Source organism: Mucilaginibacter flavus, assembly GCF_030409315.1.
Classification (GTDB): domain Bacteria; phylum Bacteroidota; class Bacteroidia; order Sphingobacteriales; family Sphingobacteriaceae; genus Mucilaginibacter; species Mucilaginibacter flavus.
Genome location: NZ_JAUFPS010000097.1, coordinates 193,984 through 213,112, shown reverse-complemented (window position 1 = coordinate 213,112; position 19,129 = coordinate 193,984). Strand labels below are relative to the sequence as shown.

At 40.6% G+C, this 19,129-nt stretch carries 17 protein-coding genes; 6 read left to right on the top strand and 11 right to left on the bottom strand.

Annotation, left to right across the window (positions count from 1 at the left end):
• Positions 1 to 252 precede the first annotated feature (252 nt).
• From QWZ17_RS29605 to QWZ17_RS29585, 5 genes are all read left to right on the top strand, one after another.
• Positions 253 to 2,127 (top strand): CocE/NonD family hydrolase, encoded by a 1,875-nt coding sequence (locus tag QWZ17_RS29605; RefSeq protein ID WP_290308975.1) that lies wholly within the window; start codon positions 253 to 255, stop codon positions 2,125 to 2,127.
• A gap of 194 nt (positions 2,128 to 2,321) precedes the next feature.
• Positions 2,322 to 3,155 carry an ABC transporter ATP-binding protein gene (locus QWZ17_RS29600; RefSeq protein WP_290308974.1) on the top strand — a complete coding sequence of 278 codons (834 nt, stop codon included), beginning with the start codon at positions 2,322 to 2,324 and terminating at the stop codon, positions 3,153 to 3,155.
• A gap of 7 nt (positions 3,156 to 3,162) precedes the next feature.
• Complete coding sequence (locus QWZ17_RS29595) at positions 3,163 to 4,074, top strand: hypothetical protein (protein WP_290308973.1); 912 nt, start codon at positions 3,163 to 3,165, stop codon at positions 4,072 to 4,074.
• A gap of 10 nt (positions 4,075 to 4,084) precedes the next feature.
• Positions 4,085 to 4,453, top strand: coding sequence for a GntR family transcriptional regulator (locus QWZ17_RS29590; protein ID WP_290308972.1), 369 nt, complete (start codon positions 4,085 to 4,087; stop codon positions 4,451 to 4,453).
• A 12-nt stretch (positions 4,454 to 4,465) separates the two neighbouring features.
• On the top strand, positions 4,466 to 5,227 hold the full coding sequence (locus tag QWZ17_RS29585) for a GIN domain-containing protein (RefSeq protein ID WP_290308971.1): 762 nt from the start codon (positions 4,466 to 4,468) through the stop codon (positions 5,225 to 5,227).
• A 307-nt stretch (positions 5,228 to 5,534) separates the two neighbouring features.
• Here QWZ17_RS29585 and QWZ17_RS29580 read toward each other — a convergent pair whose 3' ends face one another.
• From QWZ17_RS29580 to QWZ17_RS29555, 6 genes are all read right to left on the bottom strand, one after another.
• Positions 5,535 to 7,124 carry an ABC-F family ATP-binding cassette domain-containing protein gene (locus QWZ17_RS29580; RefSeq protein ID WP_290308970.1) on the bottom strand — a complete coding sequence of 530 codons (1,590 nt, stop codon included), beginning with the start codon at positions 7,122 to 7,124 and terminating at the stop codon, positions 5,535 to 5,537.
• Between the two features lie 146 nt (positions 7,125 to 7,270).
• Entirely contained in the window at positions 7,271 to 7,795 is a 525-nt protein-coding gene (locus QWZ17_RS29575; RefSeq protein ID WP_290308969.1) for a hypothetical protein, read from the bottom strand.
• A gap of 80 nt (positions 7,796 to 7,875) precedes the next feature.
• Positions 7,876 to 8,913 (bottom strand): DUF6807 domain-containing protein, encoded by a 1,038-nt coding sequence (locus tag QWZ17_RS29570; protein WP_290308968.1) that lies wholly within the window; start codon positions 8,911 to 8,913, stop codon positions 7,876 to 7,878.
• 11 nt (positions 8,914 to 8,924) lie between these two features.
• Positions 8,925 to 10,280, bottom strand: coding sequence for a Gfo/Idh/MocA family protein (locus tag QWZ17_RS29565; protein ID WP_290308976.1), 1,356 nt, complete (start codon positions 10,278 to 10,280; stop codon positions 8,925 to 8,927).
• A 168-nt stretch (positions 10,281 to 10,448) separates the two neighbouring features.
• A complete protein-coding gene (locus tag QWZ17_RS29560) occupies positions 10,449 to 10,958 on the bottom strand; it encodes a hypothetical protein (protein ID WP_290308967.1) in 510 nt (169 codons plus the stop codon).
• Positions 10,959 to 10,987: 29 nt separating this feature from the next.
• The gene (locus tag QWZ17_RS29555; protein WP_290308966.1) at positions 10,988 to 11,317 is read right to left on the bottom strand and encodes a hypothetical protein; all 330 of its coding nucleotides are present in this window, start codon (positions 11,315 to 11,317) and stop codon (positions 10,988 to 10,990) included.
• 229 nt (positions 11,318 to 11,546) lie between these two features.
• Between QWZ17_RS29555 and QWZ17_RS29550 the strand changes: the two genes are divergently transcribed.
• The gene (locus QWZ17_RS29550; RefSeq protein WP_290308965.1) at positions 11,547 to 13,397 is read left to right on the top strand and encodes a CocE/NonD family hydrolase; all 1,851 of its coding nucleotides are present in this window, start codon (positions 11,547 to 11,549) and stop codon (positions 13,395 to 13,397) included.
• Between the two features lie 77 nt (positions 13,398 to 13,474).
• On the opposite strand, the gene QWZ17_RS29545 is transcribed toward QWZ17_RS29550, so the two are convergent.
• The 5 genes from QWZ17_RS29545 to kdsA form a co-directional block, all read right to left on the bottom strand.
• Positions 13,475 to 14,272 (bottom strand): ABC transporter substrate-binding protein, encoded by a 798-nt coding sequence (locus QWZ17_RS29545; RefSeq protein ID WP_290308964.1) that lies wholly within the window; start codon positions 14,270 to 14,272, stop codon positions 13,475 to 13,477.
• A gap of 1 nt (position 14,273) precedes the next feature.
• Complete coding sequence (locus QWZ17_RS29540) at positions 14,274 to 15,677, bottom strand: undecaprenyl-phosphate glucose phosphotransferase (protein WP_290308963.1); 1,404 nt, start codon at positions 15,675 to 15,677, stop codon at positions 14,274 to 14,276.
• Between the two features lie 202 nt (positions 15,678 to 15,879).
• A complete protein-coding gene (locus QWZ17_RS29535) occupies positions 15,880 to 17,214 on the bottom strand; it encodes a nucleotide sugar dehydrogenase (RefSeq protein WP_290308962.1) in 1,335 nt (444 codons plus the stop codon).
• A 61-nt stretch (positions 17,215 to 17,275) separates the two neighbouring features.
• A complete protein-coding gene (locus tag QWZ17_RS29530) occupies positions 17,276 to 18,208 on the bottom strand; it encodes a KpsF/GutQ family sugar-phosphate isomerase (protein ID WP_290308961.1) in 933 nt (310 codons plus the stop codon).
• A 105-nt stretch (positions 18,209 to 18,313) separates the two neighbouring features.
• Complete coding sequence (kdsA, locus tag QWZ17_RS29525; protein ID WP_290308960.1) at positions 18,314 to 19,090, bottom strand: 3-deoxy-8-phosphooctulonate synthase; 777 nt, start codon at positions 19,088 to 19,090, stop codon at positions 18,314 to 18,316.
• Positions 19,091 to 19,129: the final 39 nt, after the last annotated feature.

Sequence of the window (19,129 nt, the reverse complement as noted above, 5' to 3'; positions counted from 1 at the left end):
TGATTAGGTTGATTAGGTTGATTAGGTTGATTAGGTTGATTAGGTTGATTAGGTTGATTAGGTTGATTAGGTTGATTAGGTTGGAAGGCAATTGACAGATACTTTGTTTTATTAATTAAAAAAAAAATAAGAAAAGGATATCTAATCAACTCAATCAACTAAATCCAATTCCCCCAACTCAATCAACCAATTAATTACTCCAAGCGGCATTTATTTATTAAATTGCCATCTAATTAATTGACTGATTTACTTATGAAACAAATGCTACTCTTTTTAGGGCTTGCTATGTGGTGTTCACTCGCAAGCGCCCAAACGTCTGAAGACTCCACCTATATCAGGCAAAACTACACCAAAATGGAAAAGTACATTACCATGCGCGATGGTAAAAAGTTGTTCACTTCCATTTACCTGCCCAAAGATCAATCCAAAAAGTATCCTATTATGATGACCCGTACGCCTTACACGGTATCTCCTTATGGCGAAAACGAGTATAGGCGCACACTTGGCCAAAACATGTTGTTTGCGCGGGCGGGTTTCATATTTGTTTACCAGGATGTACGCGGAAAATGGATGAGCGAAGGCGATTATGTTGACGTTCGCCCTATCATAGACAAGAAAAAAAGTAAAACCGATATTGATGAAAGCACTGATACCTATGATACCATTGATTGGCTGGTAAAAAACCTGCCTAATAATAATGGTCGCGTGGGTATTGAGGGTATCTCCTATCCTGGCTTTTATTCATCAGCATCGTTACCTAACGCGCATCCGGCTTTAAAAGCGGTTTCGCCACAGGCCCCGGTTACCGATTGGTTTTTAGGCGACGACTTTCACCACAACGGCGCTTTTATGATGATGGATGCTTTTAATTTTTATACCAGCTTTGGCGTGCCACGCCCTAAACCCCTAATGCCAAAGGACTTCAAAACCGGCATTAAGGTATCATTTAAAGATAATTACAAATTTTACCTGGAGATGGGTGCCTTGCCCAACTTCAAAAAGAAGTACATGGGCGACTCTGTCAAATTCTGGAACGATTTAATGTCGCACCCCAATTATGACGAATTTTGGAAGGCGATGAACATTCGCCCGCATTTGGTTAACATCAAACCGGCTACCATGACAGTTGGTGGTTTTTTTGACGCCGAGGATTGCTTTGGTGCATTGCATGTTTACGACGCTTTAGAAAAACAGAACCCACAAACTCATAAAAACATGTTGGTAATGGGGCCATGGTTTCACGGTGGCTGGGAAAGCAAGGATGCTACCCTATTTGCCGATCAAAACTTTGGCTCGAACACCAGCGCGTGGTTCCGTGAAAACATTGAGTTACCCTTCTTTAACTACTATCTGAAAGATGAAGGTGCAATGGATTTGCCCGAAGCATCTATATTTATAACCGGTAGCAACCAATGGCATAAATTTGAAACCTGGCCTCCAAAAAACACTACCGAAAAAACGCTTTACTTTCAGCCGGATGGTAAACTTTCTTTCACCCCGGCCACAGTTACCAATAGCTTTGATGAGTATGTAAGCGATCCTAACACGCCGGTGCCTTACCAGGACGGTATCCAAAAAGGCCGTACAAGAGAGTACATGTTAGATGATCAGCGTTTTGCCGCCCGTAGGCCCGATGTAAAGGTTTATCAAACTGATACTTTAACTGAAGACATGACTCTTACCGGCCCGCTAATGGCCGATTTATTTGCATCAACCACAGGTACGGATGCAGATTACGTGGTAAAATTGATTGATGTTTTCCCGGATAATTACCCCAACCCTATTCCCAATCCTAAAAACGTTACACTTAGCGGCTACCAGATGCTAATTCGTGGAGAAGTTTTCAGGGGACGCTTCCGTAATTCATTTGAGAAACCAGAAGCATTTGAGCCAGGCAAGGTTACCGAAATTAAATACGCCCTGCCCGACGTTGGCCATACTTTTAGAAAAGGACACCGTATTATGATTCAGGTACAAAACTCATGGTTCCCGCTGGTTGACCGTAACCCGCAAAAATTTGTAGATATATACCAGGCAACCGATGCCGATTTCCAAAAAGCTACCCATCGCATTTATCATGACGGACAAAATAAATCGTCACTAAAAATCACAGTTCTGGAACAATAGAAAACGATTGTTCCTATAGTAGGAAAAGGGTTACCAGCATAGTCTGGTAACCTTTTTTTATGGATAAAAATCAATAATGGTCGTCAGCCCCACTTCTTTCTAAAATAATTTATCTCAACTATTTGGATTTGCAAAATAAACTACCTACTATTGTAGTGTACTATTTTAGTAGTACACTAAAACACAAACCCAACATGATTAATATTGAAAACCTTACCTTTGGATACCACAAAAAGCAGATGGTACTTGAAAACCTTAATCTGCACATTAAGCCTGGGCACATTTATGGTTTACTTGGCCGTAATGGTGCTGGCAAATCAAGCCTGCTACATAACATATGCGGCCTATTATTTCCTAACACAGGTACTTGCCAGGTAGCAGGTAAAATTCCCGCGCGCCGTTCGCCAGAGTTTTTACAAAACGTTTTCTTATTACCCGAAGAAATTTACCTGCCCAATGTATCAATAAAAAGCTACCTCGATATCTACGCCCCTTTCTACCCCGAATTTAGCCGCGACATGTTTTTTAAATTTTTAAAAGAATTTGAAGTCCCCAAAGAAAACAAACTACAAAACATGAGCTACGGTCAAAAAAAGAAAGTGATGATCAGCTTTGCTTTGGCTACCCAGGCAAAGGTGCTCTTAATGGATGAGCCAACAAACGGCCTGGATATTCCGTCGAAAAAACAATTCCGAAAAATAATAGCAGGTGTAATTAAAGAAGATCAACTGATCATTATCAGCACACACCAGGTAAAAGATTTAGATAGCTTGATTGATTTTGTATTAATACTGGAAGATAACAAAATCATTCTGCATGAACCTGTAGACCGCATAACAGATAAACTGGCCTTTAAACAGGTTATGAGTCTTGATGAAATAGCAGCTGTTATTTATAGCGAAGGGGCATTAAAAGGCTATGCAGTAGTAGCCATAAATCATAAACAGGAACCTTCACGCATGGATATGGAAATATTTTTTAATGCAGTACTCACAGAGAAGCAACAAATCCTTTCACAATTTAATTAATAACAATATGCAATTTTCAATACACAGAATATGGCTGCTTACCCGTAAACAATGGGTCGAAAATCAGCAATTGTACATTTTGGGGTTATTGGCCACAGCCGGCATTATGGCCGCGATAATTTTATTTAATATACTTTCATTAAGAGGCTTAGATACATCAACACAACAACTTATTTTATATGTAGGATCAACAGCATCTGGTGCAGTTTTCGCCTCAACTATATTAAGTCAATTTAATGAAAAGATAAAAGGCATACAGGCTCTCACATTACCGGCCTCGGCATTGGAAAAATTCGTTATGGCTTTTATATATAGTTTGTTAATTTTTCCAATAACTTACTTCCTGATTGTTTACCCGCTGATTGTATTTGGGCATTACTTAGATATCCACGTAAAACATAACGAATTATATTATCGCCCCAACCGGTTATATAATTTAAGCGACGATAGCAATACCGGTGAGCTTATTGTCACCTATTTTGTGATGCAAACGATGGCGCTTTTAGGATCAGTGTTGTTTAAGCGCTACGCATTTATTAAATCATTGGTATTAGTAATATCTATATTTTTTGGCGCGCGCGTAATTAATTCAATTTTGATAAAGTCGATGATTGATACCGAAGTTAAATCGGGTTTCGACGCTAATGTGCAAGAAATTTATTTTAATAATGCCGGCGCCGTTATCCACAAGGATATTGTAAAGGGGCATTTTGTTAAGCCGAATGTTGACGCGGCACCTTATGACGACATTGCCTTTGGCTACTGGAATGACAAAAAAAACCTTGACGGCATTGGTTACTCAGCGTCTCAAACCAAAATACATCACCCATATAATATGCCGTTTTTAATGTTGCTTTATCTTGGAATACCATTTTTGTGGCTAATTACCTGGCTTAAGCTTAGAGAAAAACAATTGTAAATCAATAACTATGGATTTCAACAACACACAAGCCATATACCTGCAAATAGCAGATTATGTGTGCGATAAAATACAACTTGAGCAATGGAGGGAAGATGAAAAGATCCCCTCTGTACGTGAACTCGCCGTTATACTTGAGGTAAACCCCAACACCATAATGCGATCATACGAATATCTGCAACAAAATGAAATTATTTATACCAAACGTGGCATGGGCTATTTTACCCAACCCAACGCTGCGAAAAAGATTCTAAAAACACGGCAGGAGCAATTTATGGCCGAAGAGCTGCCACAGTTATTCAAAAAAATGCAGTTGCTTAACATTCCTGTTAGCCAACTGCAAGCCAGTTACGAACAGTTTATAAATACAAAAAACTAAACCACTCCACAAATGAAAACAAGTACCAAATTATTAATCATATTTTTTTCTTGTATTCCGTTATCGCTATTAGCTTATAACCTGCTGCTAAAAAACGAGTTTGATAAAAAAACTTTTATACGAGAATACCGGCAGGATGCTTTAAACACTTTTGTAAAACAAAATTTACCCGCTTTTAAACATGTAGTAGTCGCGGGTATTGATGGTACAGTAGATCGTGGGTTTAAAACTTATTGGTGCCCCAGGGTATCGGTAGGAAATATCGGAAACTTGCCGGTTGCAATTCAACACACCGGCAACTATATTAACATTATTGAACAATACCGGCACAACGTTAATTTTAAGGTAAAAAATGATACCCTTTTTATGTCTTTTGTCGCAATAGTGAACGATGTCGACATCACTAATACAAGCGGCTTACAGGATGAACTGGTACAAATTAACGCTGGTAACATAGAAAGTATTAACGCCGTATCAACTTATATGACTATTAGTAACAATGTATCGCCAAGTGGTAGTTTAGCGCTTTCCATTGCCGGTCATGGGCACTACGATATCAATAATCTAAGTATTGATAAATTAAATATTACCGCTAATGACAGTTCATCGGTTAATATCTGGAAAAACAACCGTATTAAAAATCTTAACTACTCGCTTTTGGGAAGCGGCATGCTTAACTTATTCGAACACCCTGTACAAAAATTCAACGCGATAAAGGTAGATAGCCTGGCCGTCATTCAATCAAACGACAAAGCAAATAACTTCAATAAATAGCAAAATAAAAGTTGATTGGTTTAGTACCGTTATGTATGGTAAAATCGCTGAACCACCCTCCTCTCCCCGGCAAGCCGCAAAGAGTATTTAAAAGTTTTTTAGCCCTCTTTGCAACGAAGTTGGAGAGAGGGCTAAAGGGTGTAGCCTCGTCGGGCTGAGTCGTCTGCGCCTTGTTCAGGCCATGTTGCACTTCAGATGCCGGGAATCTCAAAGGCAATAGCAATCTATTTTTTCTTATTTTTAAACAGGCTCTTAACAGAGCGGGCGCTACTTAAAATACGTTATTTACTATCACATTGATATTTAATTATATTAGTTCAACGCTTTTGTCAATCCCTATCTCTTGCAAAAAGTATTGATCGTGCGAAATAACAATCAGCGTTCCATGATAATCATTGATGGCATTGGTTAGTACCTCGATGTTTTGTAAATCGAGGTTATTGGTGGGTTCATCAAGAATAATCATGTCCGGAGCCTGGTTGCTGATGGTAAGCAAACACAATACTAATCTCATTTTTTCGCCGCCGCTAAGGGCTATGCACGGTTTATCCCAGTCATCAGGCGTAAAAAGAAAACGATTGAGACGGATTTTTACATCATGCTCCTGCAACATGCCGGAGTTATAAGCCTGCGCTTGTTGGTAAATATTTAGCTTGCCATTTATCAACGAATAATCCTGATCGATGTAAATAGCGCTAAATTCGGCTTTTTTGATTAAACCATCATTGGCTTGCAGTTTACCAAGAATCAAATTAATGAGCGTAGTTTTCCCGGAGCCATTGCCGCCTTGTATTGCAAGGCGTTCGCCACTAAAAATCTGAAAATTGAGGGGTTGTTTCCATAAAGTTTGATTCCCATAACCAAACTGAACATTTTGCACTGTAATCAAAACCTTTCCTTTATGCAGCGAAGTTTGATCTATATTGATCTTCATCTTATCCGCTGCAGGCAAATTTGCCCTCAAAGCCCCTACCTGCTGTGCCAAGGCACCAATCTTTTCGGCATGCACGCTTTTTAACCTGGCGTTGGTTTGTTCGGCGTTGTTCCTCAAGGTATTCATCATAATCCTGGCCACGCCGGCATTTTCCTGCTTCTTTTTCCCACGCGAATCCAATTTTTGCTGGCGTTCTATCGCCTGTCGTTCGGTCTCTTTGGCTTTTCGCAGCGCTTTTTCCTGGCTTTGAATATCCTGTTGCAAGGCCGCATTTTCCAATTGCTTTTGCCCGGCGTAAAAATCATAATTGCCGCCATAAAGCGTTACTCCTTTTTCGCTGAGTTCAAAAACCGAGGGTAACAGGTTTAACAAAACCCGATCATGACTAACCACAACCAGCGTATGGTTGGTATTTTGAATATAATTGTAAAGAATTGCACGACTCTCGGCATCCAGGTGATTGCTGGGTTCGTCGAGTAATACAATATCAGGTTGGTGAATGCGAATGCCGGCCAGCAGTACCTTCATTTTTTGCCCGCCACTTAAAGTGTTTATTTCCTGGGTAAGGCTTAGCCCTTCCAGGTTCCAGTAAGCGAAGGCTTCTGTGCATCGCTCTTCTATCGTCCAATCATCATTGAGTATCTCAAAGTTATCTTCAGTAGCCTGGCCTTTGAGTATATCGTTTAAGGCTTTTACCTTATCGCCAACAAGCAATGCATCAGCCACGGTACAGTCATTAAACTGCCCGGCAACCTGCGGAACATAGTATGGCCTGGATGATTGCTTAACATTCCCGGCAGCCGGTTTAAGATTACCGGCCATGAGTTGTAACAGTGTGGATTTACCAACGCCGTTATTGCCCACCAGGGCTAATTTTTGTTGTTGATTAACAATAAAGTTGATACCGGAAAACAACAGCTCCCGGTTGGGGTGTATATAGGTAATATCCTGAAGAATCAGCATAGTTCATTCCTTTTAGTGTGAATAAATGGCAGGGATCAAAAAGATAAACCTGCTTTATTTTTCCTGAAAGAAATTGCTGATCACATATAGCTGCTTATTGGGTTTGCTGGGGCAAAAATAATAAAAATAAGTTTGGGGGCAAGATATTACCGGGTTACATAAAATTTAACCTTATTGGAAGCGGCATCCCCGTAAAAAAGCTGTAGTAAATACCAGCCTTTAGGTAAAGGATGATCTTCATCAGCATTAAAAAAGGCCACTATATCTTTCAGTTTATATGTAGTAGCCAAAGAACCACCCACAAATAAATTACGGAATTTGCCCTGTAATTCATCTTCGTACGACAAATGAGAGTTCATGGAAGATCTGCTCGAATATTGCAGTGATTTACCATTTTTCAATCCAATTAATTGAGCAGAGGTAGTCCAGGGTCCAAAGGTCAACAACCCAGGGTTATCAAGCAATACTTTTTGAATTACATTACTTTTATTAATTATCTCAAAATGGATTAAAACCTCTTTGGGAGATAAAACGGAATCCTTTTTTAAGGAAATAAAAATGGACATTTTAGAAACAAGATATTGTTTAGATTGCGCCAAACCAGTAAAAGATGCAATTGAAAAAACCATCGCAACTAAGTATTTAAAACTATAGATGAGATCTTTATACATGCCCAGAAACTATTTAAAAACCAATGGACTTATCATTTCAATCTCAGAGAACACAGCAATTATCGAGCCTGTAAAGTCCCTCATTTCCCTGCAAACTCCTCTGCCATCTTATTAAGCGCAGCTACATCGGTTGTTTTCTCCCCATTATCAATCACAATCCTATATCTAAACGTTACCGATTCCCCTTTATTTAAACGCAGGTTTTTAGCCGATTTACCATTGGTAAAAATCTTTTCGCCCAATGGGTTGGCGGCAAATAAGCCATACCCGCGCGCATGCCAAAACGTTGGATAATTGGGGTTTTGTGGATGATCAATAATGGCGATGCTTACAGAGTCGGCTCCCATTTTGCCGTACACTTTGCACCATACGCCGCGTGTGCTCCAGGCATCATTGCCGGTTTTGCCGGCACTGGTGAGGTAGTTACCATTGGCTACCTTATCTGTACCGGCTTTTACCATGGTTACGTTTCCTTTATCGTCTGTAAATTTCTGATCTTCTGTAGCGGGCATTTGTAATTCATGCGCTAAGCGCAGGCCAAGCATACCATCTTTGGCATCGTTAAATACTGCTCTTATATTAGCTGTTAAAGTGGTTACACGGTCTATAACCCGTTGGTTGGCTGTACCGCTAAATTCAAAGCGGGTGGTTTCTTCTAAAATAACTTCTTTTTGCTGATTTACCCAGTTGGCATGGTAGCGTAACACGCCAACCTGGCCGCTTTTAGTTTCCAGAATACGATCTGTGCGAATCCAGCCGTAAGCACTCTTTTTTTCTTTGGGAATGGCATAGGAGTTGTTCCAAAAGTCGAGCCCGTTAAGGTTTTCAAAATTAAACCACAGCCCTATATGATGCGGGTGATCTGTGGGGTCACCGGGTTTAGGATCAAGCGGAAAACCACGCGTAACTACTATCCCATCAGCGGTACGGATGGGGTATAACACTGGCTTCTCCAAACTATCCGGATACAGAAACGTAGTAAAAGGCTTGCCCCCTATAGTTATCTCTATTTTATTATCCGTTTTCGACTTATCTATTTTTACCGGTTCGCTTTTTTGGGCGTAAACGTTCATAACGCAGGTGGCAAATATTAAAGCAAGTCCAATATTTTTAAGCATGTTTATCCGCATTAATATTTAAACACCTTACCATTAGCCATTACCTCTTGCGTGCTTTCATCAAACGTAGCCTTGTAGCCGGTGTGTACTGCCGCGTTTGTCATGATGTTAGCTATAGAATGGCTGTAGCCCGCTTCAACAGGCGCATTAGGCTGTTTACGGCTGCGCACACATTCCATCCAGTTACGCACGTGATTTGAGGTTAGGATATCGCCCCCGGTATTGGCCGATGCTACTACCTGCTGCGTATTGGCCAGGCTAAGCTCGGGTAATAAGTTGGGTTTCATATCCATGGCGGCGGCCATCTTTTCGGTAAGGCCACCTTCGGGTGATACTTTATTGGTAATCAGGTTTAACTCGCCGCCGTTTGAGTAATAAATTTCGGCAGGATGTTCGTCACCATTGTGCATCCTTGAACCAAAAGTAACCTGAAACCCGGTAGACGGATCATCCAGCGGACCGTAATCAAAGGCCGCCAAAATGGTATCCCAGTTTTTACGTCCATCTTTCCACATGTAAATACCACCATTAGCTACCACGCTCCGCGGATGTTTAAGCCCAGTAAACCAATGCACGGTATCAATCTGGTGGCTCATCCATTGGCCCGCCAGTCCCGACGAATATGGCCAAAACAAACGGTATTCCAGGTATTTACGCGGATCAAAAGCCTCGTACGGCCGATTCATGATAAAGCGCTTCCAATCAGTATCTTCTTCTTTTAACGTAGCCAATAGTTCGGGCCTACGCCATCTGCCAGGCTGGTTTACATTCCAGGTAAGCTCAACCATGGTTATCGGTCCAAATTTGCCCGAACGGATAAAATCGTTTGCAGCGTGGTAATTATCACCACTACGGCGTTGCGAACCTATCTGTACTATTTTGCCCGACTCCTTGATAGCTTTAAGCGCAGCCCGGTTATCCTCCATGGTTTCGGCAAAAGGTTTTTCTACATAGGCATCACAGCCAGCCTTTACAGCTTCAATAGCATGGCGCGCGTGTTGAAAATCGGCGGTACTGATAAATACGGCATCAACCGTTTTACTGTCATATAATTCCTCATTGTTGCGATAGGCCTTTACATCGTGCTGCATTTTCTGTTTCCAGGTAGCAGCGCCCTCTTCACGACGGTTTTTCCAGATATCAGAAACCCCAACCACTTCAAAATTTAGTTCCTTGTAGTGATTCATAAAACTTGGGATATGTGAGCCTTTGTGCCGGTCAGAAAAGCCGACTACACCCACCCTAACCCTGTCGTTAGCGCCAATAATACGTTTATAGCTGCGGGCGCTCCAGGCGTTTTTGGTAATAATAGCCCCTGCACCAGCCAAAGCAGCCTGCCTGATAAAGGTACGACGCGAGTTTTCGATCATAATAGGTTTATTTAAAATATAGGTAAATTGGTTTAGCAATAGTTTTTGTAACGTGCTAAATCAAATATCGAAGAAAATATGATAAAAACAGAGATGGCTTTTGTAAGAAGCTTATTACAGTTTACACCCTTATAGCCAAAAGCAATGTAAAATAATGGTGAAATGTTATTTGTGATGTTTTTGTTCTGATATGTTATAAAGAGGTTTTAGCCGTCTTTGAAGAATATTATTAAACAGTTTTGTTTTGTCAGATAACTCACTCCAATTGCATACTGACGAGTAATGACAACTTAGGTTAAATTGCTCACCGTAGTATAGCGACAATTGCAAATCGCCAACAAACTCGGTACAAAAACCTTTAATTTTTGCTGGGTTTACAATCAGGTCTCTGGCCAGGGAAGCGAGAGAATCTTTTTCGCTGCTGGTAAAAAAAGTTGATAAGGTGTCAATGTAAGCATCTTTGGAATGCGGATTGAAGAATGATCCTGTATTATAAAGAATCACCACAGCTGAGTCTCGGTCATTAGTGATGTTAACTTTAGTAGAACGTTCGGTTAAAATTGTCAATTTTGACCATATAAGTCCCGCTGTTGAGCTTGTCGATTGTTTGTTACCAATACATGATGAAAGCAATGTAGCACATACCAAAAGCAGTAGGGATAATTTTTTCTTCATGAGGTTAAGTGGGGGTAGCGACGTGTAAATTATCTATTTCTTTTTATAATATTATAAGCTACGTTAAAAACAAAAAACACCTGCGCTACACAGAATAAAAGGGACATGATTGTAAATGGCAACAAGCCTGCGTTAATGGTTGAGTTTTGAAACCCGCCAAATGCATAGTAACGTTTTGGAATACCATAAAGACCTATCTCAGAAACGATTGCCTTGAAAAATACGATTATAAACACAAGGGTAATAATGTGCATCCAGCTAAGCAGGCTTATCAACCTATATTTTCTGATAATAAAATATGCTAACCAGCAGCTTAAACAAAAAAACACAAATATTCCGGTAGCTGCTTTTGTAGACATCACAAAATAGGTATCCTTGAAATTGAGATCCAAATCCCTTGGCAAATCTACAAAAGAGAAGGCAATGAGTAAAACAGCCGCGACCAGTAACAAATTATAAGGTTTGCTTAGGAATAGGTTTTTCAATGCCGAGCAGACGTTTGGACTGTAAAAATAGTATTATCATGACTTAAATTATAACAATTGCAATCTTAAAACAATATTTTTACCGTATAACGTATACTTTACCATGAAGAAATTTCTACTTCTTTTTATACTCATAAGTCCTTTTGGTGCATTGGCCCAAAATGCCGACTCAACCTGGTTTGTAAACAATTATATCAAAAAAGAAGTGAGCATTCCTATGCGCGATGGCGCCAAGCTGTTTACTTCGGTTTATATGCCTAAAGACCAATCAGAAAAGCATCCTATTTTGATGACCCGCACACCTTACTCCTGCGCCCCTTATGGCACAGGCTACCGGGCGTACTGGCGCAACTTTATGATCAAATATTGTAAAGAGGGATATATTATGGTGATCCAGGATATCCGTGGCCGCTGGATGAGCGAAGGTGAGTTTGTGGTGGTTCATCCGTTTAACCCCGATAAAAAAACTAACAAAGATATTGACGAAGCAAGCGACACCTACGATACAATTGATTGGCTGGTTAAAAACATCGATAATAACAATGGTAAGGTGGGCGTAAGTGGTATCTCGTTCCCCGGTTTTTATGCTACCATGGCGGCTTTAAGCGGTCACCCAGCATTAAAAGCGGTTAGTCCGCAGGCACCGGTTACTGATCGTTTTTTTGGCGACGACGATCATCACAACGGTGTGTTGTTTTTGTTAGATGCCTTTGATTTTCATGTGGGATATGGCTTTAGTCAACCCCGGCCCCATCCTACCACTTTGCCAGCCAAAACATTTGAGTTCACAAACAAAGATAATTACTCGGCCTATTTAAACATGGGTGCATTGCCCAACTTCACCAAAATAAGCGGCGACAGCCTTAAGTTTTGGAGCGATATGATGAACCACCCCAACCTTGATGCCTGGTGGAAAGCGCGTGACGCCCGCACCGGTATTAAAAACGTTAAGCCAGCCATGCTGGTAGTTGGTGGTTTGTTTGATGCCGAAGATGGTTACGGTACCTGGAATACTTACCAGGCTTTGGTAAAACAAAGCCCTGCCACCAACAGCAAACTGGTTATTGGCCCCTGGTATCATGGGCAATGGGCCAGCCGCGATGGCAGTCATTTAGGTAATATCCAATTTGGCAGTAAAACCAACGAGTGGTACCAGGAAAATATCGAGATCCCGTTTTTTAACTACTATCTTAAAGGCAAAGGATCGGTTGATACCATTAGCAAAGCCACCATATTTTTTACCGGCGAAAACAAATGGCGTAAATTTGCCGAGTGGCCTGTAACCGATACCAGGCCAACGCCAGTTTACCTTGAAAAGGATGGTAAGCTTGCTTTCGGTCCGTCAACAAGTAAAGTTGAAAGCTTTGATTCTTACATCAGCGACCCAGCCAAACCGGTTCCGTATAACGATGGTGTATATACCTACCGCACCCGCGAATATATGACCGACGATCAGCGTTTTGCAAGCCAGCGTACCGACGTACTTGTTTTTAACACCGATACATTGGCCAATGATGTTACGCTTGCAGGCCCTGTTGTTGCCGATTTGATGGTAAGCTTATCAAACACCGATGCTGATTTTGTTGTGAAGCTTATTGATGTATTACCGGACAATACCGCCGATAACCCTGCAACTAAATATCATATGGGTGGATACCAGATGTTGGTACGTGCCGAAATTATGCGTGGCCGATTCCGTAACAGTTTTTCAAAACCCGAGGCTTTTGTACCGGGCAAACCAACACAGGTTAAATTTACCATGCCTGATGTAGCCCACACCTTCAAAAAAGGTCATAAGATAATGATCCAGGTACAAAGCAGCTGGTTTCCGCTGGCCGACAGAAACCCACAACAATTTATCGACATCTACCATGCAAAAGATTCGGATTTTGTAAAGGAAACTATCAAGGTTTATCATAATAACTCAAAGATTATTTTACCTGTGTTGAATTAAAGGGTAGCCGACAAAAGACTTCCGGAGTTTCAAAAACTTCGGAAGTTTGAGATTTGCCACTTTATCGATAAGGAAAATTATGGAGCTAAACCATAGTTTAATATACTAACTAAATCAGATAAGTATTCGGGCACGTACAATAACCTGCTGCCATACCAGGAAAACATCTCACCATCTACCCAAATTACCTTTGAGTTGGGTAGCAGCTTTTGAAATTCATCAATATGCTTTTGTTTAAATGGATAGGGTTCTGAGGATAGTAAAACCACGTCGGGATTTATGTTGATCAAATCATCAGGCGTTACTTCGGGATACCTATCTATATTGAAAACGTTATTCAATCCGCATAATTTTAACAGGCTATTAATGTACGTACCTGTGCCTGCAACCATATACGGTTTTCGCCATATAAAATATGCCACAGTTAGTTTTAAATTTGGCAGGGGAAACTTTTCAAACAGATGACTAATTTGGGTACATAAACTGCCTGCTTCTTTTTTCTTCCCTGTAATATCCCCTATCTCGTGGATCGCCTCCAAAGCTGATTGAATATTGTTAACATCACTAATCCAAACCGGGCAGATATCCACCAATGCTTCCACCTGCAAGCGGTCGTTTTCCTCTTTATTAGCGATGACAAGATCTGGCTTTAGGGATTTAATCAGCTCCAGGTTCAGCTGCTTGGTACCGCCTATTTTAGCTACTGATTTAATCTTTTCATGAGGATGGATGCAAAACTTAGTAATACCAACCACTTGCCCGCCCAAACCCATATAAAACAAAAGTTCCGTTTGCGACGGAACTATGGAGACAATTTTTTCAAGAATTTCGGGGATATTTACGTCACGATTTAGTTGATCGCGGAATATTGGCATATTAGAAAGCGTTTTTCTCGCCTCTTAAAGCATTCCAGAAGGTAAGGAACACTATCTTAAGATCGAGCAGGAACGACCAGTTTTCCAGGTACCAAACATCGGCCTCAACACGCTCAAGCATAGCCTGGGTAGTTTGAGTTTCACCACGAAAGCCTTTGATTTGCGCCCAACCGGTGATGCCTGGTTTAAGGAAATGCCTAACCATAAAGGTGTCTATCAATTGCGAGTATTGCTGCGTGTGGCTAAGCATGTGTGGACGTGGACCAACTACAGACATGTTGCCCAAAATCACATTGAAAAACTGCGGCAGTTCATCCAAACTGGTTTTGCGAATAAATGCCCCTGATTTGGTAATACGGGCATCGCCACGGGTAGCCTGCTTTTTATCAGAATCTTTATTTACCCGCATGCTGCGGAATTTGTAGCACTTAAATGGTTTATTATCCCTACCTGACCGTTCCTGTACAAAAAAGATAGGTCCGCGCGATTCCAGCTTTATAATGATTGCCAGTATAGGAAACAGCCAGCTAAAAACGAACAAAATAATAAAAAGCGAAAAGGTAACATCGAAAAACCGTTTTACTGAACGGTTAAGCATGTTTTCCAGAGGCTCCGGGCGTACAGATATCACCGGGATATGGCCAAAGCTTTGTATAAATGTAGGCTTCTTTGCGTAATCGTAATATTCGGGGATAAATTTAAACCTGATAAGATTTTTATCGGCATCCAACATCAGCTTTTCAATCGTGAGCGCCTCGGAGTTTGGCAGGGTGCAAAAAATTTCATCAACTTTATTGTTCAACACGTAATTGATACAATCGTTGGTATCTCCCAAATAAAGATGCTTATCAGAAACTGTTGCCGGGTCGTCATCAAAAAAACCTACAAGGCTATAACCACGTTCGGGGTTTTGTTTGAAAAAGCTATACAAATCATAGCCAATACGGCCGCCACCTATAATGATAACCGCCCTTGTATCAATTAAAGAGGCCCTGTCGCTTTTACGAATGGTTAGGAATATTAACTTCCACAAGCCCAACAAAAAGCCAAATAACGCCAACGAGTAAAACAAATATTCGCGGGTAATGAAATAAGCTTTAGTGCCGATTAAAATAATGATGGTGAAACAAATAAAGCTTACAAATAACAGATAGGTTTTTATGACGCCACGATAGGTTTTTATGGAGTCTTTATTCAAAACATGTTCGTAAAGCCCGGTGATATTAGCCGATAGCAACCAGATAAGATTAAAAACTAAAACGACCGGTAAATATTTCCTGTTATTGATCCAAAAAATGTATGACCTGTCTTCAATAAAGTAAGAAATTACCATGCTCATATTAAGTATAATATAATCTATGGTAAGGTTCACTGCTTTAATAAAAGTAGCGTATCTGTGAATCATGTATTAGAGCTTATTGAAGTAAACAACACCTGCTAAAATTAGCATATTTATTTATAATTAACAATGTGATAATCGATTGTACAATCCGTTACAAAATGGTTCGGGTTTGGTTTGCAAAATTAGAAAATAAGAAATTTCAACCAAGCCAAATTTGAAATTTATGACTTATTTTCTTTTAAATAGAGTATGTAATTTGATGTACCTACAACCTACCATCTACCATTGTTTTATCAAGTACCCCTTTTATATCGTATATAACGGAAGATATACTCTTTTTCAATTGATTATAATCAAGGTTTAAAAACTCACGATGAGATACCGCGACTATAATAGCGTCATAACTGCCAGATAATTGATTAAAATCTTTAAAGGTTTTAATCCCATATTCTTGTTCCACTTCTACCGGATCGGCCCATGGGTCATAAATTTCATAGCAGGTTTCAAACTCGCCTAAAACTTTCACAATATCAATTACCCGGGTATTACGCACATCGGGGCAATTTTCTTTAAAAGTAAAACCAAGCACCAAAATCTTTGAGTTTTTGACGGCGATGTCTTTTTTGATCATCAACTTAATAACTTCAAGTGCTACATAAGTACCCATCCCATCATTAAGCCTTCGGCCCGCTAAAATAATTTCGGGGTGGTATCCTACTTCCTGAGCCTTTTGTGCCAGATAGTAAGGATCTACCCCGGTACAATGGCCCCCAACAAGCCCCGGCTTAAAGTTTAAAAAATTCCATTTGGTACCGGCAGCTTCCAAAACAGCATGGGTATCAATCCCCATGATCTGGAATATTTTAGCTAATTCGTTTACAAATGCGATATTAATGTCGCGCTGAGAGTTTTCGATCACCTTACAAGCCTCGGCAACTTTTATACTTGGTGCTTTATGGGTACCCGCAGTTACAATACTTTGATAAAGTTTGTCAATAAAGTCTGCCGTTTCTGGCGTTGAACCTGAAGTAACTTTTAAAATGTTAGTAAGCGTATGTACTTTATCCCCTGGATTAATCCGTTCCGGCGAGTATCCTGCAAAGAACTCACCATTGAATTTTAACTTTGATACCCGTTCAAGTACCGGCACACAAACCTCTTCGGTAACGCCAGGATAAACCGTTGATTCATAAATAACTACATCGCCAACCTTAAGTACACCTGCTACAGATTCACTTGCCTTTTTAATAAGACTAAGATCGGGCCGGTTATTGATATCTGTTGGTGTAGGTACAGAAATAATGTATACATTACAATCGGCAATGGCTTCTGCTTGCGATGTAAATACCAGGCCATTTCCCACTTCATCACTGCCTAAAACCGACTTTAAAACCTCAGTATCTGTTTCAAGCGTGCGGTCAAAGGCATTGTTCAATTCATCAACACGACTTTGTTTGATATCAAACCCTTTAACAGGATACTTTTTTGCAAACTCCACGGCTAATGGCAGGCCAACGTAGCCCAAGCCTATTATTGCTATCCGGGTAGCATCGGGAATTTCAAACTTTGATGGAGATTGATTTGGTAAATGATCAAGCATGTTTGGCAGAAGTAGATATTTTAAATAGATGCTTATTTAATAGTCGATAAATTCAATTTGGTTAATTGTATATCTGGTACACACCAACAACCGATTTGTTTTGAGCCGAACCAACTAACAATGTGGTTATTTTTTTTTCGATCATCAGTTGCTCGGCCTTGCCTGCAAACTCTTCACCATCAATAATAATGGGATCGGCGGTCATAATATCCGCTATAGTTAACGTAGATGTATCCGGATGCTTTAAAAGCGCACGCCTTAAATCACCATCAGTAACAACCCCTTTTATACCGCTAATATCCCCTACCATGACCATTCCTAACCTGCCTGCCGACATGCTTAGTAATAGTTCCGTAAAAGACGCGTCCTCGTTTATAAATGGCAGCTTATCGGTACGCATCAACTCCTTTACCTTTACCAATAACTTACGCCCCAGGCTGCCTCCAGGATGAAAGCGGGCAAAATCGTGTTGCTTAAAATCACGACACTCCATTAAGGCAATTGCCAATGCATCCCCCATTACCAACGCTGCAGTGGTTGATGACGTAGGCGCTAATTCAAGCGGACAAGCTTCACGCGCTATTTTAATGTTTAAATGATGTCCGCTATTTTTTGCTACTGTAGAACCAGGGTTCCCGGTAACGCCGATGATCAGGTTTTTGTTCCACTTCAAAAATGGGATGATCCTGAGCACTTCGTCTGTTTCGCCCGAATAAGAAATCAGCATCACTACATCATTGCTGCTAACCATACCTAAATCACCATGAAAGGCTTCGCCCGGATGCAGAAAGAAGCTTGGAGTACCAGTACTTGCTAATGTAGCCGCTATTTTTTTCCCGATAAGTCCGGATTTGCCAATACCGATAACAACTAATTTACCTGTAGCATTCAATATCGCATTAACCGCATTAGTAAATTCGTCGTCAATTAAAGCTGCCACATGTTGCAACGATTCAATTTCAATATCAAAAACTCTTTTGGCAATATCCTTCATAGATCAGAATTGCAGGATTTTAGAATTTACAGAATTATAGTTCAATTATATTCTAATCAAAATTCTGAGAATTTAATAATTCTGTAAATTCTGATTCAGACATTGTTAGGCTACCAGCGAAGCTACTAAAGCATCCAGGTCATGCAATTTAAGCATGTTCGGTCCGTCGCTAAGGGCGTTATCGGGGTCTGGGTGGGTTTCAATGAAATAGCCGTCGGCACCAAAGGCTTTCGCCGCAAGGGCCATCATAGGCACAAAAGTACGGTCGCCACCAGTTTTACCTCCAGCACCGCCAGGGCGCTGTACAGAGTGAGTACAATCCATACAAACCGGGTGCCCAAAAGCCTTCATATCATAAATGTTCCTGAAATCAACAGCAAGGTTATTATAACCATACATATTGCCACGTTCGGTAAGGATAACCTGTGTATTACCAGCCTCCAAAACTTTTTGAGCAGGGTAAAACATATCGGCACCTGATAGGAACTGCGCTTTTTTAACATTTACAATTTTGCCGGTTTCCGCGGCAGCAACCAACAGATCTGTTTGACGGCATAAAAAAGCCGGGATTTGCAACACATCAACTACCTCGGCAGCTATAGCAGCCTGGAATGGCCCGTGGATATCCGTAATAACCGGCAAGCCGAATTTCTCTTTTACATTTTGAAGCATTTCCATGCCTTTACCAATTCCAGGACCACGGTACGAGTGAATTGAAGTACGGTTGGCTTTATCAAAAGATGATTTAAACACAACTGGTACGTTGTATTTTTGGCCAACTTCTGCAACTTTTTCGGCCACGGTATACAACAAATCCTGGTTTTCCATTACACATGGACCCAATATAAAGAACGGCTTTTGCCGCATTTGCTCAAATAACATAGTATGTAGGTTATTGGGCAAAGATAAGGAAGCTGACAC

Bases quoted from the DNA above. Each gene is read 5' to 3' on its own strand.
- QWZ17_RS29605 (WP_290308975.1), top strand. From the start codon at position 253: ATGAAACAAATGCTACTCTTTTTAGGGCTTGCTATGTGGTGTTCACTC.
- QWZ17_RS29600 (WP_290308974.1), top strand. From the start codon at position 2,322: ATGATTAATATTGAAAACCTTACCTTTGGATACCACAAAAAGCAGATG.
- QWZ17_RS29595 (WP_290308973.1), top strand. From the start codon at position 3,163: ATGCAATTTTCAATACACAGAATATGGCTGCTTACCCGTAAACAATGG.
- QWZ17_RS29590 (WP_290308972.1), top strand. From the start codon at position 4,085: ATGGATTTCAACAACACACAAGCCATATACCTGCAAATAGCAGATTAT.
- QWZ17_RS29585 (WP_290308971.1), top strand. From the start codon at position 4,466: ATGAAAACAAGTACCAAATTATTAATCATATTTTTTTCTTGTATTCCG.
- QWZ17_RS29580 (WP_290308970.1), bottom strand. From the start codon at position 7,124: ATGCTGATTCTTCAGGATATTACCTATATACACCCCAACCGGGAGCTG.
- QWZ17_RS29575 (WP_290308969.1), bottom strand. From the start codon at position 7,795: ATGTATAAAGATCTCATCTATAGTTTTAAATACTTAGTTGCGATGGTT.
- QWZ17_RS29570 (WP_290308968.1), bottom strand. From the start codon at position 8,913: ATGCTTAAAAATATTGGACTTGCTTTAATATTTGCCACCTGCGTTATG.
- QWZ17_RS29560 (WP_290308967.1), bottom strand. From the start codon at position 10,958: ATGAAGAAAAAATTATCCCTACTGCTTTTGGTATGTGCTACATTGCTT.
- QWZ17_RS29555 (WP_290308966.1), bottom strand. From the start codon at position 11,317: ATGTCTACAAAAGCAGCTACCGGAATATTTGTGTTTTTTTGTTTAAGC.
- QWZ17_RS29550 (WP_290308965.1), top strand. From the start codon at position 11,547: ATGAAGAAATTTCTACTTCTTTTTATACTCATAAGTCCTTTTGGTGCA.
- QWZ17_RS29545 (WP_290308964.1), bottom strand. From the start codon at position 14,272: ATGCCAATATTCCGCGATCAACTAAATCGTGACGTAAATATCCCCGAA.
- QWZ17_RS29540 (WP_290308963.1), bottom strand. From the start codon at position 15,677: ATGATTCACAGATACGCTACTTTTATTAAAGCAGTGAACCTTACCATA.
- QWZ17_RS29535 (WP_290308962.1), bottom strand. From the start codon at position 17,214: ATGCTTGATCATTTACCAAATCAATCTCCATCAAAGTTTGAAATTCCC.
- QWZ17_RS29530 (WP_290308961.1), bottom strand. From the start codon at position 18,208: ATGAAGGATATTGCCAAAAGAGTTTTTGATATTGAAATTGAATCGTTG.
- kdsA (WP_290308960.1), bottom strand. From the start codon at position 19,090: ATGTTATTTGAGCAAATGCGGCAAAAGCCGTTCTTTATATTGGGTCCA.